Source organism: Alteromonas sp. S005, from assembly GCF_036864475.1.
Taxonomy (GTDB): domain Bacteria; phylum Pseudomonadota; class Gammaproteobacteria; order Enterobacterales; family Alteromonadaceae; genus Alteromonas.
In genome coordinates, this window is sequence record NZ_JAZETN010000003.1 from 153,224 (window position 1) to 173,045 (window position 19,822).

Annotated in this window: 13 protein-coding genes and 3 tRNA genes; 12 read left to right on the forward strand and 4 right to left on the reverse strand. The window is 43.3% G+C overall.

The features are described from left to right. The first annotated feature begins 3 nt into the window (after positions 1-3). Both V7R55_RS05955 and V7R55_RS05960 read left to right on the forward strand, forming a co-directional pair. Entirely contained in the window at positions 4-456 is a 453-nt protein-coding gene (locus V7R55_RS05955) for a Fur family transcriptional regulator (RefSeq protein WP_334058215.1), read from the forward strand. Positions 457-490: 34 nt separating this feature from the next. Then, complete coding sequence (locus tag V7R55_RS05960) at positions 491-1,822, forward strand: dihydroorotase (RefSeq protein ID WP_334058217.1); 1,332 nt, start codon at positions 491-493, stop codon at positions 1,820-1,822. A 22-nt stretch (positions 1,823-1,844) separates the two neighbouring features. Here the strand turns inward: V7R55_RS05960 and V7R55_RS05965 are convergent, their stop codons facing one another. Then, the gene (locus V7R55_RS05965; protein WP_334058219.1) at positions 1,845-2,864 is read right to left on the reverse strand and encodes a CobW family GTP-binding protein; all 1,020 of its coding nucleotides are present in this window, start codon (positions 2,862-2,864) and stop codon (positions 1,845-1,847) included. A 196-nt stretch (positions 2,865-3,060) separates the two neighbouring features. Here V7R55_RS05965 and ydiJ point away from each other — a divergent pair, with 196 nt between their 5' ends. Together ydiJ and V7R55_RS05975 are read left to right on the forward strand one after the other, a co-directional pair. Next, positions 3,061-6,117, forward strand: a complete 3,057-nt coding sequence (ydiJ, locus tag V7R55_RS05970) for a D-2-hydroxyglutarate dehydrogenase YdiJ (protein ID WP_334058221.1) — start codon at positions 3,061-3,063, stop codon at positions 6,115-6,117. 17 nt (positions 6,118-6,134) lie between these two features. Next, entirely contained in the window at positions 6,135-8,003 is a 1,869-nt protein-coding gene (locus V7R55_RS05975; RefSeq protein WP_334058223.1) for a CocE/NonD family hydrolase, read from the forward strand. Positions 8,004-8,071: 68 nt separating this feature from the next. On the opposite strand, the gene V7R55_RS05980 is transcribed toward V7R55_RS05975, so the two are convergent. Continuing rightward, positions 8,072-8,974 (reverse strand): LysR family transcriptional regulator, encoded by a 903-nt coding sequence (locus V7R55_RS05980; protein WP_334058225.1) that lies wholly within the window; start codon positions 8,972-8,974, stop codon positions 8,072-8,074. 231 nt (positions 8,975-9,205) lie between these two features. Between V7R55_RS05980 and V7R55_RS05985 the strand changes: the two genes are divergently transcribed. After that, positions 9,206-9,655: a MaoC/PaaZ C-terminal domain-containing protein gene (locus V7R55_RS05985; protein WP_334058227.1), complete on the forward strand. Its 450-nt coding sequence runs from the start codon at positions 9,206-9,208 to the stop codon at positions 9,653-9,655. Positions 9,656-9,827: 172 nt separating this feature from the next. On the opposite strand, the gene V7R55_RS05990 is transcribed toward V7R55_RS05985, so the two are convergent. Both V7R55_RS05990 and V7R55_RS05995 read right to left on the reverse strand, forming a co-directional pair. Continuing rightward, positions 9,828-9,992, reverse strand: coding sequence for an entericidin A/B family lipoprotein (locus V7R55_RS05990; protein WP_334058229.1), 165 nt, complete (start codon positions 9,990-9,992; stop codon positions 9,828-9,830). Between the two features lie 17 nt (positions 9,993-10,009). After that, positions 10,010-10,993, reverse strand: a complete 984-nt coding sequence (locus V7R55_RS05995) for a mechanosensitive ion channel family protein (RefSeq protein WP_334058452.1) — start codon at positions 10,991-10,993, stop codon at positions 10,010-10,012. Positions 10,994-11,411: 418 nt separating this feature from the next. On the opposite strand from V7R55_RS05995, the gene V7R55_RS06000 reads away from it, so the two are divergent. The 7 genes from V7R55_RS06000 to V7R55_RS06030 all read left to right on the forward strand — a co-directional run bounded on the left by V7R55_RS06000 (position 11,412) and on the right by V7R55_RS06030 (position 19,603). Continuing rightward, positions 11,412-14,105: a TonB-dependent receptor plug domain-containing protein gene (locus V7R55_RS06000; protein ID WP_334058230.1), complete on the forward strand. Its 2,694-nt coding sequence runs from the start codon at positions 11,412-11,414 to the stop codon at positions 14,103-14,105. 156 nt (positions 14,106-14,261) lie between these two features. Further along, positions 14,262-14,564: a 4a-hydroxytetrahydrobiopterin dehydratase gene (locus tag V7R55_RS06005; protein WP_334058232.1), complete on the forward strand. Its 303-nt coding sequence runs from the start codon at positions 14,262-14,264 to the stop codon at positions 14,562-14,564. A gap of 203 nt (positions 14,565-14,767) precedes the next feature. Next, a tRNA-Met gene (locus V7R55_RS06010) sits at positions 14,768-14,844 on the forward strand. A gap of 53 nt (positions 14,845-14,897) precedes the next feature. Next, positions 14,898-14,974: transfer RNA gene (locus tag V7R55_RS06015), tRNA-Met, on the forward strand. 52 nt (positions 14,975-15,026) lie between these two features. Continuing rightward, a tRNA-Met gene (locus tag V7R55_RS06020) sits at positions 15,027-15,103 on the forward strand. A 157-nt stretch (positions 15,104-15,260) separates the two neighbouring features. Beyond that, positions 15,261-18,587: an MHYT domain-containing protein gene (locus tag V7R55_RS06025; RefSeq protein WP_334058233.1), complete on the forward strand. Its 3,327-nt coding sequence runs from the start codon at positions 15,261-15,263 to the stop codon at positions 18,585-18,587. A 14-nt stretch (positions 18,588-18,601) separates the two neighbouring features. After that, positions 18,602-19,603 (forward strand): response regulator, encoded by a 1,002-nt coding sequence (locus tag V7R55_RS06030; protein ID WP_334058235.1) that lies wholly within the window; start codon positions 18,602-18,604, stop codon positions 19,601-19,603. The last annotated feature ends 219 nt before the right edge of the window (positions 19,604-19,822 follow it).

A 19,822-nucleotide genomic window follows, 5' to 3' on the forward strand; every position in this document is an offset into this window, starting at 1 on the left:
AGAATGGATCAACGATTTCAAAACTTACTTGCTATAGCTCAGGATAAATGTGAGGGAGACGGATTGCGCTTAACACAGAAGCGAAAGCAGGTACTTAATATATTAATTGAAGCGTCCTCTCCACTGTCGGCCTATGAAATAAAAGATTTGTATGCAAAGCGGCATGACGAAAATATCAAACCAATGACTATTTACCGAGCGCTTGAATTTCTGTCAGACGCAAACTTGGTTCATAAACTTAATCTCAATAGTAAGTATATAGGATGTGCTCGTGCTAAATGCTGTGAACACCACGGGTATTCGCAGTTTTTAATTTGCGTTCGCTGTGGCGCAGTTGAAGAGTCTACTGTCGACCCTGTTGTTTATGAACATCTTGTCCAGCAAGCGCAAGCGTTCCAGTGCGAGATTATAACGCCTCACCTAGAAGTCGCGTGTATTTGCGCACGCTGCCAATAATCCCCAATTTTAATTGTTTTATACGAAGGGACTTATGAAGATCATAATCAATAACGCTTCAACCACACCCCATTTGTTGGGGCGAAATGGCCACGACCTTATCACTATTTCACTCGCTATTGAAAAGGGCGAAATTGTCCAGATTTCAGAATGTCCATTATCCGCGCCACAAGGAACTTCTACCGAAAAATGTACTGAAAAAGTAATTGATGCTACGGGTTTATTCTTATCCCCGGGTTTGCTTGACCCCCAAGTACACTTTAGAGAGCCAGGCATGGAGTACAAAGAAGATATTGCCTCCGGAAGCCGCGCAGCAGTAAAAGGCGGCTTTACTTCGGTAGTATCAATGCCAAATACAACGCCCACCGCTGATAATGAAGGTACAGTAGCCTTTATGGTAAAAAAAGCCAGCACGACGGGGCTGTGTAAAGTTTATCCGACAGGGGCGCTCTTAAAGGGGTTAGAAGGGAAAGAGATAACAGATTTTGAAACTCTCCAGGCTGCAGGCGCCGTTGCCATTACTGACGATGGTAAAGGCGTTCAAAATAATAGCTTGTTTAAGCAAGCACTTATCAAGGCCAAAGCGCTTGGGATGCCAGTACTCGACCATAGCGAAGATGAAAGCTTATCAAACGGCGGCGCTATCCACGAAGGAGACGTATCTAGAAAACATAATGTAAAGGGAATTAAGGCATCCTCAGAGTCGGTACATGTGAAGCGGGGTTGTGAATACAGTCTAGAAACAGGTGGGCATTATCACGTTTTACACGTTTCTACCGCTGACTCAATAGAAGCTATTAGACAGGCAAAAGCAAAAGGGGCTAATGTAACTGTAGAGGTTTCACCCCATCACTTATTGCTTTGCGATGAAGATATACCCGTTAAGGCCGATGGTACGCTTGACGCGAATTGGAAAATGAACCCGCCCCTTCGTTCTAAACACGATATGCTTGCGTGTCGAGAAGCGTTATCAGAAGGGGTAATAGATGCTATTGCAACTGACCACGCTCCTCACGCGCCGCATGAAAAAACTTTGCCTATTGAGAAAGCGCCCTTTGGTATTATAGGGTTGGAGACCGCATTTGCGCTTATCTACACGCATTTTGTCAAAACAGGAAAGCTTAATTTAAATACTGCTGTTGAGCTTATGAGTAAGCAAGCTGGTGCGATATTCAATATTAAATGCGGACGAATTGAAGAAGGCGCAGATGCAGACTTAGCGCTATTTGATTTAAATACGCCGTTTACAGTAACGCCTTCATTTTTTGCTTCAAAGTCACAAAACTCGCCCTTTATTAACGAAACCTTGTATGGCGAAACATACTATACGCTGGTGAACGGAGAGGTAAAATATACAAGGCCTTAAGCCACCCCTGTTAAACGGATGATTAGCCGGCGTGTACACAGGCGGCTAATTCATCATCCCAATCGGTATTAACGTTAGCAGCAATAATTTCAATTTTACTTTCAGCACATTCACTTAGCTCACTTTCAACTAAGTCGCCGTCTGCAAGGTTATAGCTAAATATGCCAGTGCTTGTGATCATTACCGCTTTTAAGCGTTCTACTTCTAGCTTATTTATCCAAGCTAATAGCGCATCTCTATCGAACTCTATAGAGGGGGAGTAGCGCCATCCCACAGCTTTAAAACCTTCCCCTTTATTTTCGATTTTTAAAAAGCCTGAATCGGGAAAAGGTCGTTCGTTAATTGAAAGTGTAGGCTCGCTATTGTGGTGATGGTGGGCATGTGCATTCATTTCTATAAGCGCATCTGATTTTCCCTGTAATTCAGAAAACGGTAATTCACCTTGTTCGCAAAGTATAATAGGTGTGTTCTGCTTTCCTCTATTAACGGCATAGTGCTTTAAGTTTTCTTCTTCATTTTGCCCATAAAGATCGCATTTATTTCCTACAATTACATCGGCAATATCAATTTGCTGATTGAACGTGGCATGCGTGGTATAGCGAGGATCGGTTAGCTTTCTTGCATCAACTAACGTAATAGTACGTTGAATATCCAGCACGTCTTGATAGTGCTCAGCGCTTAAGGTTTGCATAACTTCTACAGGGTGTCCTAACCCAGTAGGTTCAATCAGTAAACGGTCGGGTTTAGACTGGGCGAGCAATTGATTTAATGCTATTTGCATAGGTAAGCCTGCAGCGCAGCACATGCAGCCGCCGGGCACCTCTTTAATAAATACTTTCTGCGCATTTTCTGAAGTGGAAGTAGATTTTCCAGGTTGCATACCTTGCACAAGCGCACCATCAATACCTATCTCGCCAAACTCGTTAATTAGAATGGCCCAACGCTCGTTTGAAGGTTTTTGCTTTAACAGGTTTAGAAGAGCGGAGGTTTTTCCCACACCTAGAAAGCCTGTGATGATGTTGGTAGGTACTGCTTTAATCATATTTGTACTTGCTCTTACTTTTACTCTTAATGTGCGATGCGTTATTGAAATATAGAGCTATAGACTATCACACCAATGGTATAGCCCTATAATACAAATTAGATATGTTATATTATAACAGTTAGCGGCCAAGCATGCCCTGTTTGACATATTGTTTCGTCGTTAATTTACCCGTATTGACAAGGAAATTAAGGTAGTGACTCTCCCCGCCATAAAATCTGATTCAAATTTAGCTATTCAGTACCATGCATTCATTGAAAAACTAAGAACCAGCGAGTTTACCGGTGATATTGACACTAGCTATAGTGCCCGCGTAGCGCAAGCCACTGACAACTCCGTTTATTATAAGCTGCCCCAAGCCGTAATTTACCCTAGAAGTAACGATGACTGTCAGCTTATCGGACAATTAGCGACTAAGTACCCTGACGTGTCGTTTGCTCCTCGGGGAGGGGGCACAGGTACCAATGGACAAAGCCTCACCGATGGTATTGTGGTAGATATTCGTCGCTATCTAAATAAAGTGATTGAGCTAAATGTGGAAGAAGGCTGGGTGAGAGTACAAACAGGGATAGTTAAGGACTCCCTTAACGATGTTTTACGCCCCCATGGCCTGTTTTTTTCACCAGACCTTTCAACTAGCAACCGAGCCACTTTAGGCGGAATGATAAGTACTGATGCATCAGGGCAGGGGTCGCTTGTTTATGGTAAGACAAGCGATCATGTTATTGGACTAAAAGCGGTGTTAATTAACGGTGAGGTCATTGAAACCGAAAAAATACCCACGGAAATGGCAAAGCTAAAAGCCGATGAAAATACTGCTGAAGGTACTATCTATAAACAAGTTATAGATACCTGCGTTAACTATAAGGACGAGGTGGAGCATACTTTTCCAAAATTAAATCGCTTTTTAACAGGGTACGATTTAGCGCACGTATACGATGGTCACCACATCGATATAGGGAGGTTGATTACTGGCGCTGAAGGGTCTTTGGCGTTTGTCACTGAAGCCGTATTGACACTAGATAAAATATCGCCGGTTAAGGCACTGATAAATATTTCCTACCGCTCATTCGATGCCGCGCTGAGGCATGCTCCACAATTGGTTGAGGCGAAGGCGACGAGCGTGGAGACGATTGATAGTACAGTACTTAACTTTGCCAAAACGGACATAGTTTGGCACAGCATACAACACTTGATCACCGACGTTCCCGACGAAGCGCTACTGGGTCTAAATCTAGTGGAATATAACGCAAGTTCGATAGAAGAAATGAAGGGCCACATTGATAGCCTTGAAGCCGCTATTGAAGAAGCAATTAAACAAGGTGAAGGTGATATTTCAGGCTACAGAATTACTTATGACAAGGCTGATATTCAACGTATTTACGCCATGCGCAAAAAGGCGGTGGGTTTATTAGGTAAGGTTAAGGGTGAACAGAAACCTATCGCTTTTGCTGAAGATACCGCTGTGCCCCCGGAGCATTTAGCTGATTTTATCGCTGAGTTTCGCGCGTTGCTCGACAGTCATAACCTTAACTATGGCATGTTTGGACACGTTGATGCTGGCGTTCTACATGTAAGGCCTGCCCTTGATTTAGCCGACCCCGAGCAAGAGACGCTTATGCATAATCTTTCAGATAAGGTGGTAAAGCTTGTATCTAAATATGGCGGGCTAATGTGGGGGGAGCACGGCAAAGGCTTTCGTAGCGAGTATGGTCCCGAGTTTTTCGGTGAAACGCTGTTTAACGAAATGCGTAAAATCAAAGCGGCGTTCGACCCTTATAACCAAATGAACCCTGGAAAAATTTGTACGCCATTGGGCAGTAAGGATAAGTTAGTTTCAGTTAAAGCGGTCAAAAGGGCGAGTATCGAGCGGGTTATTCCTGTAACGGTTAAACGCGACCTTGCGCCAGCTTTCGAATGCAATGGAAATGGTCTTTGCTTTAACTACGAACCTGCGTCCCCCATGTGCCCTTCGAGTAAAGTAACGTCAGACCGACGTCATACGCCAAAGGGCAGGGCGAGCATGTTAAGGGAGTGGGCGCGACTGCTATCGTTAAGTGGGCAAACAGACGAAAAGAATGGTGATGGATTATCCTACAAGCAGTTTAAAAGTAACGTTTTCTCTCGTTTTAAAAATACGGTATTGAACAGCGACGCTGATTTTTCTCACGAAGTTAAAGCCGTGATGGACGGCTGTTTATCGTGTAAGTCGTGCACTCACCAGTGCCCTGTAAATATTGATGTTCCTCACTTCAAATCCATCTTTTTATCTATTTACTACCAACGTTACCTGCGCCCGCTAAAAGATTTACTGGTGGCAAACGTAGAAACGCTAGCGCCTTTAAGTGCTAAATTGCCTAGGCTTTACAACACGCTACTTCAACAAAAGTGGATGACATGGTTTTTAAAGAAGAAAGTGGGATATGTAGATACACCGTTGTTGTCCTACCCAACGCTCGTTGACAGAGTAAAGTCGATTGTGGATACAGGGGATATAGCACAACTAGAACGCCTTGATAAAAGTGAGCGGGAAAAGTACGTTGCTGTGGTACAAGATCCTTTTACCAGTTTTTATGACGCTAAAAGTGTAGAGAGCCTAATAAAAGTCATTAGTAAAATGGGCCTTAAGCCATTGCTAATGCCTTTTATGCCAAACGGCAAGCCAGCCCATGTAAAAGGCTTTCTAGGCAAGTTTGAGAAACAAGCATTAGATACGGCAAAGCGGCTAAATAAAATACATGAGTTAGGTATTACTATGGTTGGAGCCGACGCATCGTTAGTGTTGTGCTATCGCGACGAATACCAAAAATTTTTAAAAGATAAGCGCGGAAAGTTTTTTGTTCACACCATTGATGAATGGTTGGAAGATGCCTTGCCAAAAAGTTTCAACGCAGATATTAATGGTAGTAAGGGCTATGATAAAAATTTCACTCTGCTTGCTCACTGCAGCGAGAAAACCGCCATGCCGGATACCACAGCGCGTTGGCAACGCATATTTCAGCATCTGAGTGTGAACCTTACTCACAAGCCTGTTGGCTGTTGTGGTATGGCAGGAACTTACGGCCATGAAGCATCACATTTAGAAAGCTCTAAAGCACTTTATACGCTGAGTTGGGCCCCTGTTTTCGCTCGCGCGCAAAATGAAACACCTAATGAAGTACTTGTGACTGGATTTTCCTGCCGCAGCCAAGTAGCGCGTTTTGAAGGAAGTAAGCCACGACACCCTATAGAAGTGGTAAACGAAATAATCTAACAACAAAAGGACAGATAATGAAAATGGTAATACGCAGCGTGATGCTGCTGATGGTTTTGTTTGTGGTTAATAATGCCTATGCCGAACAAAAAGATGAAAACCCTAGGGAGGCATATATACGGGCTAACTACACCAAATATGAGTACCAAATTCCGATGCGTGATGGCGTAAAGTTATTTACGTCAGTTTATATACCTATCGACGATTCTAAAAAGTACCCAATTATGATGCAGCGAACGCCTTATCGCGTTGCGCCTTATGGAGCAGATAAATATAAAGCTAAATTAGGGCCTAGCGAAGCATTTGAAAAGGATGGATTTATCTTCGTATTTCAAGATGTGCGAGGAAAATTCCGCTCCGAAGGCGAGTTCGTCAATATGCGTCCGCAGGATGCTTATAAGCGCGGAAAAAAAGCGACGGATGATGCGACAGATACGTACGATACTATCGATTGGCTGATAAAAAATATTGAAGGAAATAACGGTAAAGTAGGGATGTGGGGCACATCCTACCCGGGCTATTATACGTCGGTTGCCTCAATTAATAGTCACCCTGCATTAAAAGCGATTTCACCACAAGCACCTATTGCTGACTGGTTTTTTGACGACTTTCACAGAAATGGCGCTTTCGTTACCCCGATGGCATTTATCTTCTTTGATACCTTCGATAAACAGCGAGAGGGAGAGTTTTCTTATTGGCCTGAAGGAATGAAGTCAGAAACGCCGGATGGCTACCAGTTCTTTAGAAATTTAGGTCCGCTCACTAACGTTAATGAGAAATACTTTCATGGAGAGCGACCGTTCTGGAACGAAGTTATCCAACACCCAAACTATGATGAGTATTGGCAGTCTCGCGATGTTTTACAGCATTTGACAAATACCAAACCTGCTACCTTGGTTGTCGGCGGATGGTACGATACAGAAGACCTATACGGCCCGCTATACACTTACCAAGCTATGTCTAAAAACAACCAGGAAGACCATGTTAAGCTAGTTATGGGGCCTTGGTATCATGGTCAATGGCAAAGTGAAAAAGGCGGCGCCGAACTTGGCGAAGCACAGTTTGGCTTTGACACTAGTGCTTGGTTTCAAAAAGATGTGTTGCTGCCGTTTTTCAAAACTCATCTAAAAGGGGCGAAAGAAGTAGAAATAGCTACCGCGACTATGTTTGAAACGGGCAGCAATCGCTGGCGTAAGTTTGACGTATGGCCTCCTAAAGCTGGGTCACAGCAAACTATGTATTTAGCAAAAAATGAAAAACTTGTTACTAAGAAAAGCGATACTGGCTATAGCGAATACATAAGCGACCCTAACAAGCCAGTTCCTCACTCAGCTAAGATTAGTCGAGGCTGGGATAGACCTTATATGGTAGAAGATCAACGTTTTGCTGCCCGAAGACCTGATGTTTTAGTTTTCGAGACAGAGACTCTTGAAAGTGACTTAACCATTGCTGGTGCTATCGACCTAGATTTGTGGTTCTCTACAAATAAATCAGCGGCTGATATTGTCGTAAAGGTCGTCGACGTTTTCCCTTCTATCGATGAGAATAGCAATAAGGTTGATAAGGCGCGGGGTAACCGTCATGAATTGGTTCGCTGGGGCGTATTGCGCGGGCGTTTCAGGGAAAGTATGAGTGAACCTAAAGCGTTTGTACCCAATTCACCAGCTAAAATAGAGTTCGAATTGTACGATCTTTTGCACACATTTAAACGCGGGCATAAGCTACAGATTCAAATTCAAAGCAGTATGTTTCCGTTTATTGATATGAACCCTCAAAACTATGTAGAAAATATATTTGAGGCAAAAGAAAGTGATTTCACTAAAGCGCTTCACACGATCTACCACGACAAAGATCATCAAAGCGCTATTCATTTTAAAACGCTTTAGCTAGTTTCAACTTAAAAAAAGCCCTATGTAAATAGGGCTTTTTTGTGATTTAGCATAAATGCTTGAAACTAGTGTTGCTTGAAGTTACTTGCCACTTCCATAATTTGCTCTCGCATCCACATATGCGCATAGTCGTGATCTGCACTGACGTGCCAATACAAGTAGTATTCTACCGGTGGTAGGTCAAAAGGAAGTTCGTAAATAGCTAAATCATAGTGCTTCGCCAAATGAAACGGTAAGCAGGCGATTAAATCAGTTTTTACGATAGTACTAGGCACGGTTAAGAAGTGCTGCCCACGCATAACCTCTTTTCTTCGTTTGCCCATCTTGTCGAGAGCAACATCAATAGGACCCGCGCCCGACTTGCGCTGAGATACGTTGATATGCCCCAAACGCAAAAATGTATCTAAATCCAAGCCGTTTTTAAGAGCAGGGTGGTTTTTGCGAGCGAGTACCACAAATCGGTCTTGCGCTATTTTCTCTTTACACAGATGTGGGTCAGTAAACGTAGATGCATCGGCGAAGAAATCTAGCGTACCTGCCGCCATTGCTGATACTACTTGGCTTCGAGGGATCTCATAGTTCGTTAAAGCAATATTAGGCGCTAAATTCTGTAGACGAGACACTAGACGAGGCATGATACTGGCCTCTAACAAATCTCGGCTGGCAAAGTTAAAAGACTTCTCTGCGGTCAGTGGATCAAACGTGTGACTTTCTTGAACGCTTTTTCGCAACAAAGCGAGGGCTTGTCGAGCTGGCACAATAATGTTCTGCGCTACGGGTGTAGGCGTCATGCTATGACCTGTGCGCACGAAAAGGGGGTCGTTTAACATTTCTCTTAATCTGGCTAACGAGTTACTAACCGCCGGTTGGGTAATACACAAGACGTCAGCAGCCTTGGTTAAGCTACCTGCCGTGTAAATAGCATCGAATACGGCAAACAGGTTCAAATCAATTCTATTGAGATTCATAACTAGTCCTTTAAGGGCGAGTGCCCCATTAAAAAGCCAACAGATGAAGAACCGCTGTTGTTGTCACAGCGAAAATAAAGCAACTATAGAAACTGTTACTACATAGCATCTACGAATAATTTACGTTAGTGTAACAAGAATATTTATAAATACCTATTATTAAAAGTTAATTGAAACATTCAAGTGAATAATAGTAGTTTCATCGTTCTTAAATGGAGATTGGACTTATATATGAAGACGCTTTTAGAACTATCGGTAGGGGATGTGCTTGAACAAGCTGATTTTTTAACAGTAACTCAAGACATGATTAATCAGTTTGCTGACGCTACAGGTGATCATCAATGGATTCATCTAGATACAGCTCGCTGTCAAAAAGAGAGTCCGTTTAAAACAACGATTGCACATGGCTTTTTAAGTGCCAGTCTTATGCCCAAAGCGTTTGGTGAAGTTCTCGCTTCAAGCGATAAAATTGCCTCAATGATAAACTATGGCATTGATAAGCTTCGCTTTCTTGAACCAGTCAAAAGCAATGACGCTTTAAAATACCAATTTAGGCTTGTTGATGTAACCGATAAACAACAAGGCAAACTATATAAGGTAGAGGCTAGCTGTATTTTGAAATCGAGTGGGAATCCAGCGCTTGTTGGAAGCTTTTTAATGTTAGCGGTTATGAAACCGTAGAATTAACGAGAATTGGTGTCTGACCTGCCAGAGAGTGAGCTGTAGAAGCTTAGATGCTAATAGTTCGCATAAGTAGCAGTTTACGTTCGCTTACTTAACAGTTGGTGATTATGAAAAAAGGTCAGATGAGGCATACCCTTATCTGACCTTTACATATAGCATAATAAACTGCTTAGTTTGACGCTTCTTCAGCGCCTTCTTCAACGGCTTCGCCTGCACTTTGGATATCTTCACCTGCGCCTTCAATTGTAGCGCAACCACCTAAACTTCCAATACTCGCTGCTAGAATCATTGCTAAGAACGTATGTTTACGTGTAGTTGAATTTAACATTTCCATTTGTCTCTCCTTTGGTTTTACTCATCGTCGGCATGACTTGTGTTGTCTGCCGCTTTTTCGTCACCATTTTTTTGTGACGAAGAATTAGTGTCAGATGAACTTTCTTCATCTCGCTGCTTTAACATCGCGTTGAGCTTATCGCCGCCTTTTGCATTAAAATCTAGTGTTCTGATAGGGAATGGAATCAGAATATCGTTGTCTTCAAGTACGGTTTTTACTGTGCTAATAGCGTCATGACGTACCACCATGAACCCAGGTTCTCCGGGATAGCGGATCCAAAACCACAGTAATAGATTGATACTGGAGTCACCGAATGATTCTGCATAAACCGCTGTCTCATCCTTTTTAATCACATAATCTTTATCGTTCATCGCGTCAGTGATAACTTGCGCGGCTTTTTCAATATCGTCAGCGTAAGAAATGCCAACCGGTACCTCTATTCTTCGGTAGCCTAAATAGGAATAGTTGGTCAGAATATTACGAAACAGGATCTTGTTTGGAATAACTTCAAGTTGGCCATAAAAGGTTTCAACAAGAGTATTGCGTAAATTTATCTCTTTAACGTTACCAAACACCCCTTCAGCCTCAATCACGTCACCAATATCGAAAGGCTTTCTGATGCCCATTGCAACACCGGCAATGAAATTTTCCGTCATATCTTGAAATGCAAAACCAATTGCCAATCCAACAATACCTGCACCAGCAAGAAGGGATGTGACTGTACCTTTCAGGCCAACAAAATCTAGCGCGATAAATATACCAGCGACAAGAACTAGAGCCTTAATTATAGATGTGAGAAGGCCGGCTATCTGACGAGATTCAAAGGTGCGCCGCATCAGTTTGCCTGCGACGTTTCCGACCATTTTAGCAATGAGACCAAAAACAATCGCGATAACGAATGCAACGACAATATTAGGTAGCAAAGTGATTGCACCTTCTACCCAGCTTTCGAGCTTTTCAGTTAGAAGCTTATATACTTCATCTATCTCAGGAAACTCCATAGACTCCATTACCGTTTTTAATCTTTCTTTACGGTGTTTCAAGAATTGTTCCTGTTTTAAATTTTTTTTAACTTAATGAAATTTATGAAGAAACAGGTTTCCTTTCCTTTTATCAAAAATGAATCAGTGAAGAAATTACGCACTTTGCGCAACTTCTTCTCATTAGCCTTTTACTCTCGCTATCGGGCAATTTCTATGCGTTAGCCTTAAGTTTAAGTGGTCTGACCATGTGTAAAATTAATGTAAACATATTATTCACAATAAATTTACAAAAATAAAATTCAGGCATAGTATCAGTGATGTAGGTCAACATTCTGTTGGCCTCAGACAATAACAAAACAAAATCGAATAGCCTGTTGCTAGCGGAAAGTGTGGGTAGTAGTGCCGGTAGTGATAAGCCCAGATTTGGAATCACACTATGAAATTAAATACGCGTAAAACAGCGGTAGCCGCAGTGGTCGGTGCTGCTTTATTTTGCTCACCTTTTATTGCGTCAGCACAAGAAACTGACGTTGAATCCGAGCAGGAAGCTAAGAAAGACGTAGAACTAATCCTTGTTACCGGAAGTTTTGTTCGCAGAAGCGAAAACTTCGAATCTCCATCACCGTTAGCCGTTGTCGACAGCGTTGCAATAGACGCTATTGGTGCCAAGAATATTGCCGATATTACTCAAACGCTAACCATTAACACAGGTGCCGAAAACAATCCTGATGCCTTCACTCAAAACGCCACTGCGGGTACATCAAACATCAACCTGCGCGGTTTAGGTGTAGCATCGACTCTGGTGCTGCTTAACAACAAACGCCAGGTCGTCACCGCTCAGCCTACAAACGAGGGGCTAAACTTTGTAGATACAAGCTCCCTAGTACCTATGATTGCCATTGACCGCATGGAGGTAGTGAAGGACGGTGCATCCGCTTTATACGGTTCTGATGCTGTAGCAGGCGTAGTTAACTTTATTACAAAGCGTAATTATGATGGTGCGATGGTGAGCGTCGATTATCAAGACGGTGCACATGGCGATAATAAAGAATATGTCCTTCAGGGCCTTTGGGGAGCGACGGGCGATAAGGGTAATGTTATTGCCGCTATTAGTTATACAAATCGCTCTCCGCTTTTTATAAGCGATAGACGCTTGAGTCGCCCACAAGACGATACTAGTGCCTTGGGGAATCCAGCGAGTTTTTTCATTGCGCCAGGTGTTCCAGTTATCGACCCGTTTGGGTGTGAAGAATTCGGCGGTTTTCCACAGATATTAGCGCCGGAGGGCACAGTGCCTGGGCTAGATGTTGGCCTTTGTGGTTTCGATTTCGGGCCCTTCTATTCTTATGTTCCGGATGAAAGCCGCATTAATGCATATACACGTGCCGAGTACGAATTTACAGACGACATCACATGGACAACTGAAATTGGCATGGCACGGAACCGAGCCGAACGTGGTGGTGCGCCAAGCTTTCCTATTCTGACTGCACCAGTGGTTCCAGACTATCACCCACAAAATCCATTTGGGCGTGCGGTTTCGTTTTTTGGCCGTGCTGAAGGCAATGGGCAGCCAGGTGATGCTGCAAATACAGAGTCAGATACTTTCCGCTTTAGCACAAATTTACAAGGTGTTACTGATAGTGGTTTTTGGGAAATAAGTTATACAAGGGCAGTAAATGACTTTGTATTTTCAGTACCAGATGTATTGAATACTGAATTTCAACTCGCACTGTTAGGGTTTGGCGGTTCAAATTGTAATCCAGTTTTGGGAACGCCAGGAGAAGGTAGCTGCGAATTTTTCAACCCATTCGCGACGTCATATACGAGTGCGCCTAACTCAGACTATGTACTTAGTTCATTTACAGGTAAGCAGGTCATCGACTCGAAAGCTGATTTAGAAGTGTTCGAAGCGTTTACCTCTTTTGATACCTTCGAAATGGGTGGAGGTTACGCGGCGCTTGCACTCGGGATTCAGTATCGTGAAAACAGCCTGAGACAGGACTACGATGAATTATCTAATCAAGACAGCTTCACTTTTGTTATCGGTAATCCTGATTTAGATGGAAGCCAAGATGTTTGGGCGGCTTTTGGGGAGTTAGCATTACCAGTGAGCGACGAACTTGACGTGCAGTTAGCCGTTCGTTATGAAGATTACGGCGGTAGCATTGGTAGTACAGTTGACCCTAAGCTGGCTATATCATGGCGCGCAACAGACGAGTTTTCGCTACGAGGCTCGATCTCGACGTCATTTAGAGCGCCAACCGTATTCCTAGCCCAAGGGGGAGCTACGTCGCTACAACAAGTTGTCGACCCAGTGCAGGGTGCGCAAGCTTTTGTCGCTGTGCGTACATCGGGTAATGAGGATTTAAAACCTGAGGAATCTACAGCGTACAACATAGGTTTTTCTTATGAGCCGTTCAGAGACCTATCAATAGAGGTAGATTATTGGAACTTTGAATTTGAAGATTTGATCATTCAGGAGAATGCGCAAGCGCTATTGAACGCCGACCCTACTGATACTTCCCGAGTCGTACGTGCTGGTGACCCTCTAACGGGGCCAGTATTACAGATTAACAATACTTACGTTAACGCAAGTTCACTTGAAACATCGGGCATAGACTTTGTTTCAAGCTATAAAATGGAGACGGAGCTCGGGAACTTTACACCTACTATTCAAGCGACTTACATTACCAAGTATGACTTGAACGACCCGCAAGCAGGGGATGTAGATGGTGCTGGTCGCCGTAACTTCAATAATATAGGTGTGTCTTCGCCAGAGTTACGCATGAATATTGGCCTTAACTGGCAACATGATGTACATGCAGCAAACCTGTTCTTGCGCTACATATCATCATATGACGATGATCAAAACTGTGCAGATGGAACAAGTAATACCGGTGGATGTGCAAATGGTTTTTATGAAATCGACAGCATGTTAACGGTTGACGCTCAGTACAACATTGACTTAGGAAGCGTTTTCGATACTGATCAAAGTTATGTATTGACCTTAGGGGGAGTAAATCTATTTGATGAGGAACCACCTCAGGTATTCACAAACAGTGGCTTCGATTCAAAAGTACACGATCCTCGTGGTCGACAGATTTATGCGAGGCTAGCAATAGAGTTTTAAAATTATTGCTGAAAGATATAGCCGGCTCTCGAAGCCGGCTTTTTGTAAACTAAAAGCTCCACATATTTCTTCAAATTTTATCCATATCCCTTTTCTAATCTAACTTTCATTATTTAGAGTAAACAAAACACGTACAAAAATTAATGGGAGTTAAAAATGCCGACAAAGCTAGCGGACGATACTATTGAGACTAAATTGGCAGAGCTTAATGATTTAGTTACAGACGGCACACATTGGGAGCGAAACGGTGATTGCATCAAAAAAACATTCGCATTTAAAAGTTTTATCCGTGCATTTGGGTGGATGTCGCAAATCGCAATTTGGGCAGAAAAGCTAAAGCATCATCCTGAATGGTTTAACGTATATAACAAAGTAGAGGTCACACTCACTACCCATGATGCTGATGGACTAACAGAGCTCGACTTTTCGCTTGCTGAAAAAATGGAAAAATTTAGATAGTTTCGGCAGTGAACTGTTTTAAATGGGCTTGTTTTACAGGTAATTTGTATTAACTTTGAACATGTTGGTTAATTAAACCGCTAACAGTCAGAAAAATGAAATATTTCTCGACTTGGCACTTGTGTTGAATAAGTCTCTATGTATAATACGCCCCACGTTGAAGCGAGGCATTGTACGCAACGCTTGCAACAATAATTTTCTGGCGCGGGATGGAGCAGTCTGGTAGCTCGTCGGGCTCATAACCCGAAGGTCGTAGGTTCAAATCCTGCTCCCGCAACCACAGAAAATAACCAGAATTTCAAAGCTCTGCAAACGCAGGCTTTACCGTACAGTCGCGGGATGGAGCAGTCTGGTAGCTCGTCGGGCTCATAACCCGAAGGTCGTAGGTTCAAATCCTGCTCCCGCAACCAATTTGTAAAACCAGAACTAAAAAGTATTGCGCAAGCAAACTAACCGTACAGTCGCGGGATGGAGCAGTCTGGTAGCTCGTCGGGCTCATAACCCGAAGGTCGTAGGTTCAAATCCTGCTCCCGCAACCACTTTAAAAACCCAGCTTTTGCTGGGTTTTTTCTTTTCTTATGTCTCTTCGCACAAAATCAATTCAATTACTACGAATTAACTACCGCACTGAAAAAAAGAGTGTGCTAAGTTACAAAGTGCCCAAAAAATAAAACTAATAGGTAGTTTAGCCGCCTCATGATCGCTCGTTTTTTCACATACGAAGAACACGCCACCTTAATTGAAGGCGCTTATCATTTTCCTCTCGTTGTTCTGTCTTTATTAGTCGCTGTTTTTGCTTCATTTATGGCGTTTAACGTCGCAAGACAAGCTGCTGTTACTCAAGATGCGTTAAGACGAAATACTTTGTTAACTACGGGTAGCATAGCGCTCGGAGGGGGAATTTGGTCAATGCATTTTCTCGGCATGACCGCATTTGAATTGTGTTTACCTGTTAGTTACGACCCTTTTATAACTGGGCTGTCTGCAATTCCAGGTGTAGCTGCAGCATGGGTAGCCCTTCATCTTTTAATTAAAACCCGTATAACTGCAGCTGAAGTGTTTTTAGGTGGCGTGTTAGTGGGCGCAGGTATCGGTACCATGCACTACAGTGGTATGGCTGCAATGGAGATGGCGCCACTTCTACGCTATGACCTTGGTATGTTTGCGCTTTCTATCGTGGTTGCTATATGTTTGGCAATGCTATCGCTATGGATAAAGTTTGGTATTGCTGCTGCAATTCAAAGCAGAAAGATGCTGGGGAAGCATGTGCTACTTGCAAGTACGGTCATGGGGTTGGCCATTGCGGGTATGCACTATATTGGCATGGCTGCCGCTCGGTTTGTATTGCCGCCAGGTATGGAAACATCAAATCAATCGTCGGATATTGCTGTTTATCTCGCCATATCCATTGCTATCGTCACCTTGGTGCTAATCGTTTTCGTATTGGGCATCAGTCTGCTATTTAAATATCGTGATGCTATGTTACGCGCACTTGAAAGTGAACGAATGCAAAGCGCAATCACCGATACTGCTGTCGACGCCATTCTTACCGTAGATGATAAAGGCATCATCAAAACCGCTAACCCCGCTGTTGAGCAAATTTATGGGTACACCCAGCAAGAGATTATTGGCATGCACGCTGCCGACATGGTCACACCAGAGAGGCGACACCTTTATGGCGATGACTTTTTCAGCCAACGGGTTGTATCTACTGAACAAATTATCGGCACCGGCAGAGAAGTAGAAGTCCTTAGAAAGGGAGGGGAGCGCATACCTGTGCGCTTAGGTGTTGGCTATACCAAAATAGACGGTAAGCCGGTATTTGTTTCTTTTGCGTCAGACTTACGAAAGCGCAGAGAAATGGAAGATGCTTTGCGCGAAAGTGAAGCTAAGTTCAGAAGCTTGATTTCGAATATACCGGGTATGGCTTATCGGTGTTTGAACATGCCTGGCTGGCCTATGGTTTTCATTAGTGACGCTGTGCTGGAAATAACCGGATATCCACCGAGTGACTTCATTTTACCGAATCCTAAACGTTCTTTTACTGACCTCTATCATCCAGATGACGTTGAGCGACTTTCTGATGTTAATGCCCAACAGGGTGCCTTTTCTTATGAATACCGCATCATAGCTAAATCAGGAGAAGTAAAGTGGGTGACCGAACACGGTACTCACGTTAAAGACGACGATGGCAATATTCTCTATGTCGATGGTTTTATATCAGATATTATCCAAAGACGGGTAATGGAAGAAGAGTTAAAAGCAGCGAAAGAGACAGCAGAACAAGCGGCTGCAGCACGTACTGCATTCCTTGCCAATATGAGTCACGAAATTCGTACTCCCATGAACGCAATTATTGGTTTTAGCGATTTGATGTTAGGGGACTCTTTGCGAGAAGAGCAAAAATCCCATTTAACCACAATTAACCGTTCTGCTCGCTCGCTGCTGCACCTTCTTAACGACATACTGGATAGCGCAAAGTTAGATAAGGGGAAGCTTGATTTAGATTACCGCGACTTTCTTATTCGAGAAGAATTAGACTTGGTTGTTTCTACATTTTGGTTAGAAGCTAAGCGCAAAAAAGTGGACCTCGTTTTAAATGTTGATGATTCTGTATCAGATGGGTACCAAGGTGCACCCGAACGCCTCAGGCAAGTGCTCAATAACCTTATTGGAAATGCCGTTAAGTTCACTCATGAAGGTGAGGTATCCATCAACGTGAGAGGCGACGATAAGTTTGTCTATTTTAGCGTCTCAGACACCGGTATCGGGATGACGCAAGAACAAGTAGAGCGAGTGTTCGACCCCTTCTCGCAAGCGGACGCATCGATGAGTAGGAAATATGGAGGTACTGGCCTTGGAACCACTATTTCTAAACAGCTTGTTGAACTTATGGGCGGAAATATCTGTGTTACCAGTGAAAAAGGAAAAGGAAGTACCTTTACCTTTAGGTTGCCGCTAAAAGCGGTTGAAGTTAGTGAATACACCCCTGATACCTCGGGACCGTCTTCAACCCAAATTCAATCAACGTTAAACGTATTAGTAGTTGATGATGTACAACAAAATGTAGAGCTTTTGTCTTTGCTCCTTACTCGCGCTGGGCATCAGGTAGACACTGCCACTGATGGTGAGCAAGCGTTAGGAAAAATGGAGTCGACTTCATTTGACGTCGTTTTAATGGATTTGCAAATGCCAAAGCTAGACGGTTTAGAGGCGGCAAAGCAACGGCGAAAATTTGAGAGAGAACACCAATTACCCCCAATGCCTATTATTGCGCTAACTGCCAGTGTTCTAGTGCAGGATAAGCATGCGGCGCAACAAGCGGGCATGGAAGGATTCGCTAACAAACCGGTGGACTTTGGCACTCTTATGGAAGAGGTGGCTCGGGTATTAAAGCTCGATACTTTTGTTGTCGCAGATACGCCTACAGAGAATGACTCAGAATCAGCGTTTAAAGCCGATAAAGCTACTTTAAATCTAAAGAAAGCTGTTGCTCTGTGGGGAAGTGTAGAGACGGTACTACAGGAAGTGGATAAATTCACTTCAACAAGCCGGGAAAAGGTTGATGAGTTGATGAACGCAGCTATAAGAGAAGATTATAAAGCGGTAGCATCACTTTCTCATGGCTTAAAAGGAACGTCGGGTAACCTATGTTTAACCAATTTCTTCCGTATCACTAAAGAGATAGAGGCACAGGCGCTGAAATCAATTATTGATATTGAACAAGTTAATCAGCTCCGCGATGCTCTAGAACAAATAGAGTCGATGCTAAGTGAATCGCCTTTATATGCAGAAAATGCGATCAATGAAAGTATAGATAATGCTTTGCTCCTCAGTCACCTGGAAGCTATGCTCAATAGTGTAGAGCAAAACATGGTGGATGAAGCGGAACTGTCATTTTTAAAAGAACTAGGGTGTTCCAATCACAATGAGCAAATCGGTCAAATTCTCTTAGACATAGATGACTTTGAGTTTGAATTGGCGCATGAGCATATTTCTTCATTAATACAAGAGTTAAAGTAGTCCAGAGACACGGCATGTTAGAGATTGAGATTGAACAACCTACGCTATTAGTCGTTGACGATGAGCCTGTTAATTTAAGGGTTTTAAAGCAACTTTTAGCTCCGGACTATCAGCTTGTTTTCGCCAGAAACGGCGAAGAAGCGTTAAAACTTGCTAGAGGAAGGCAACCAAACTTAATACTGCTTGATGTTATGATGCCCGGACTTACAGGGTTTGAAGTCTGTCGCCAACTTAAGCAGCAGTCGAGTACCAAGCACATCCCAGTTATTTTCGTCACGGCATTAAATGACGAGCATGAGGAAACTGAGGGTTTTGATGCAGGTGCTGTGGATTACATCACTAAGCCCATATCTCCAGCAATTGTTAAAGCACGCGTAAAGACTCACCTTAGCTTAGTTCAGGCAGACGAGTTGTTAGATAGTCGTTTGCAAGTTGTGCAGCGATTAGGTAAAGCTGCTGAATACAAAGACAACGAAACAGGCATGCACGTCATGCGGATGAGCCATTACGCAAGAGAATTGGCGCTAGCTTATGGACTTACTGAGAAGCAGGCAGAAACTCTTCTCCATGCTGCTCCTATGCACGACATTGGCAAAATTGGTATTGCTGATAGCATAATGCTTAAGCCAGGTAAGCTTACCGATGAAGAATTTGCCACTATGAAACACCACCCGGAAATTGGCGCTGAGATCATCGGCGATTGCGGCGATTCTTTACTGCTAAAAGTGGCAAAGTCAGTCTCGTTAACCCACCATGAGAAATGGGATGGAACGGGTTACCCTAACGGACTTGCCGGAGAGGATATTCCTATTGAGGGACGCATTTGTGCCATTGCTGATGTGTTCGATGCACTTACCAGCAAACGGCCCTATAAAGACGCGTGGAGTATCGAAAAAACTGTCGATTTTATGGAGAGCCAGAAGGGGAAGCATTTCGAACCAAAACTGGTCGAATTAATGATAGAAATTATGCCTAAAATACTCGACATAAAAGCCAAGTTTAAAGATGAGGACTGACCGCTAAGTCTTTTCGCTGTTGCTTAATGCGCCGCCTATACGTATAATGTGCGCATCAAGTGATGAGAGTGGGCTCCCTCGTTAAAGGAAAGTAACGCACTTATCATTAGCAAGCTATCACCTATCGGTGGTTTTACCCATAAGTTTGCAACTGCCTACATTGGCAGGTATGGGTTCAGAATTTTAATAAAAGCCCCGCTAGTCCGGGGCTTTTTGTTG

Coding starts and splice junctions, on each gene's coding strand:
- V7R55_RS05955 (WP_334058215.1), top strand. CDS start 4: ATGGATCAACGATTTCAAAACTTACTTGCTATAGCTCAGGATAAATGT.
- V7R55_RS05960 (WP_334058217.1), top strand. CDS start 491: ATGAAGATCATAATCAATAACGCTTCAACCACACCCCATTTGTTGGGG.
- V7R55_RS05965 (WP_334058219.1), bottom strand. CDS start 2,864: ATGATTAAAGCAGTACCTACCAACATCATCACAGGCTTTCTAGGTGTG.
- V7R55_RS05975 (WP_334058223.1), top strand. CDS start 6,135: ATGAAAATGGTAATACGCAGCGTGATGCTGCTGATGGTTTTGTTTGTG.
- V7R55_RS05980 (WP_334058225.1), bottom strand. CDS start 8,974: ATGAATCTCAATAGAATTGATTTGAACCTGTTTGCCGTATTCGATGCT.
- V7R55_RS05985 (WP_334058227.1), top strand. CDS start 9,206: ATGAAGACGCTTTTAGAACTATCGGTAGGGGATGTGCTTGAACAAGCT.
- V7R55_RS05990 (WP_334058229.1), bottom strand. CDS start 9,992: ATGGAAATGTTAAATTCAACTACACGTAAACATACGTTCTTAGCAATG.
- V7R55_RS05995 (WP_334058452.1), bottom strand. CDS start 10,993: ATGGAGTTTCCTGAGATAGATGAAGTATATAAGCTTCTAACTGAAAAG.
- V7R55_RS06000 (WP_334058230.1), top strand. CDS start 11,412: ATGAAATTAAATACGCGTAAAACAGCGGTAGCCGCAGTGGTCGGTGCT.
- V7R55_RS06005 (WP_334058232.1), top strand. CDS start 14,262: ATGCCGACAAAGCTAGCGGACGATACTATTGAGACTAAATTGGCAGAG.
- V7R55_RS06025 (WP_334058233.1), top strand. CDS start 15,261: ATGATCGCTCGTTTTTTCACATACGAAGAACACGCCACCTTAATTGAA.
- V7R55_RS06030 (WP_334058235.1), top strand. CDS start 18,602: ATGTTAGAGATTGAGATTGAACAACCTACGCTATTAGTCGTTGACGAT.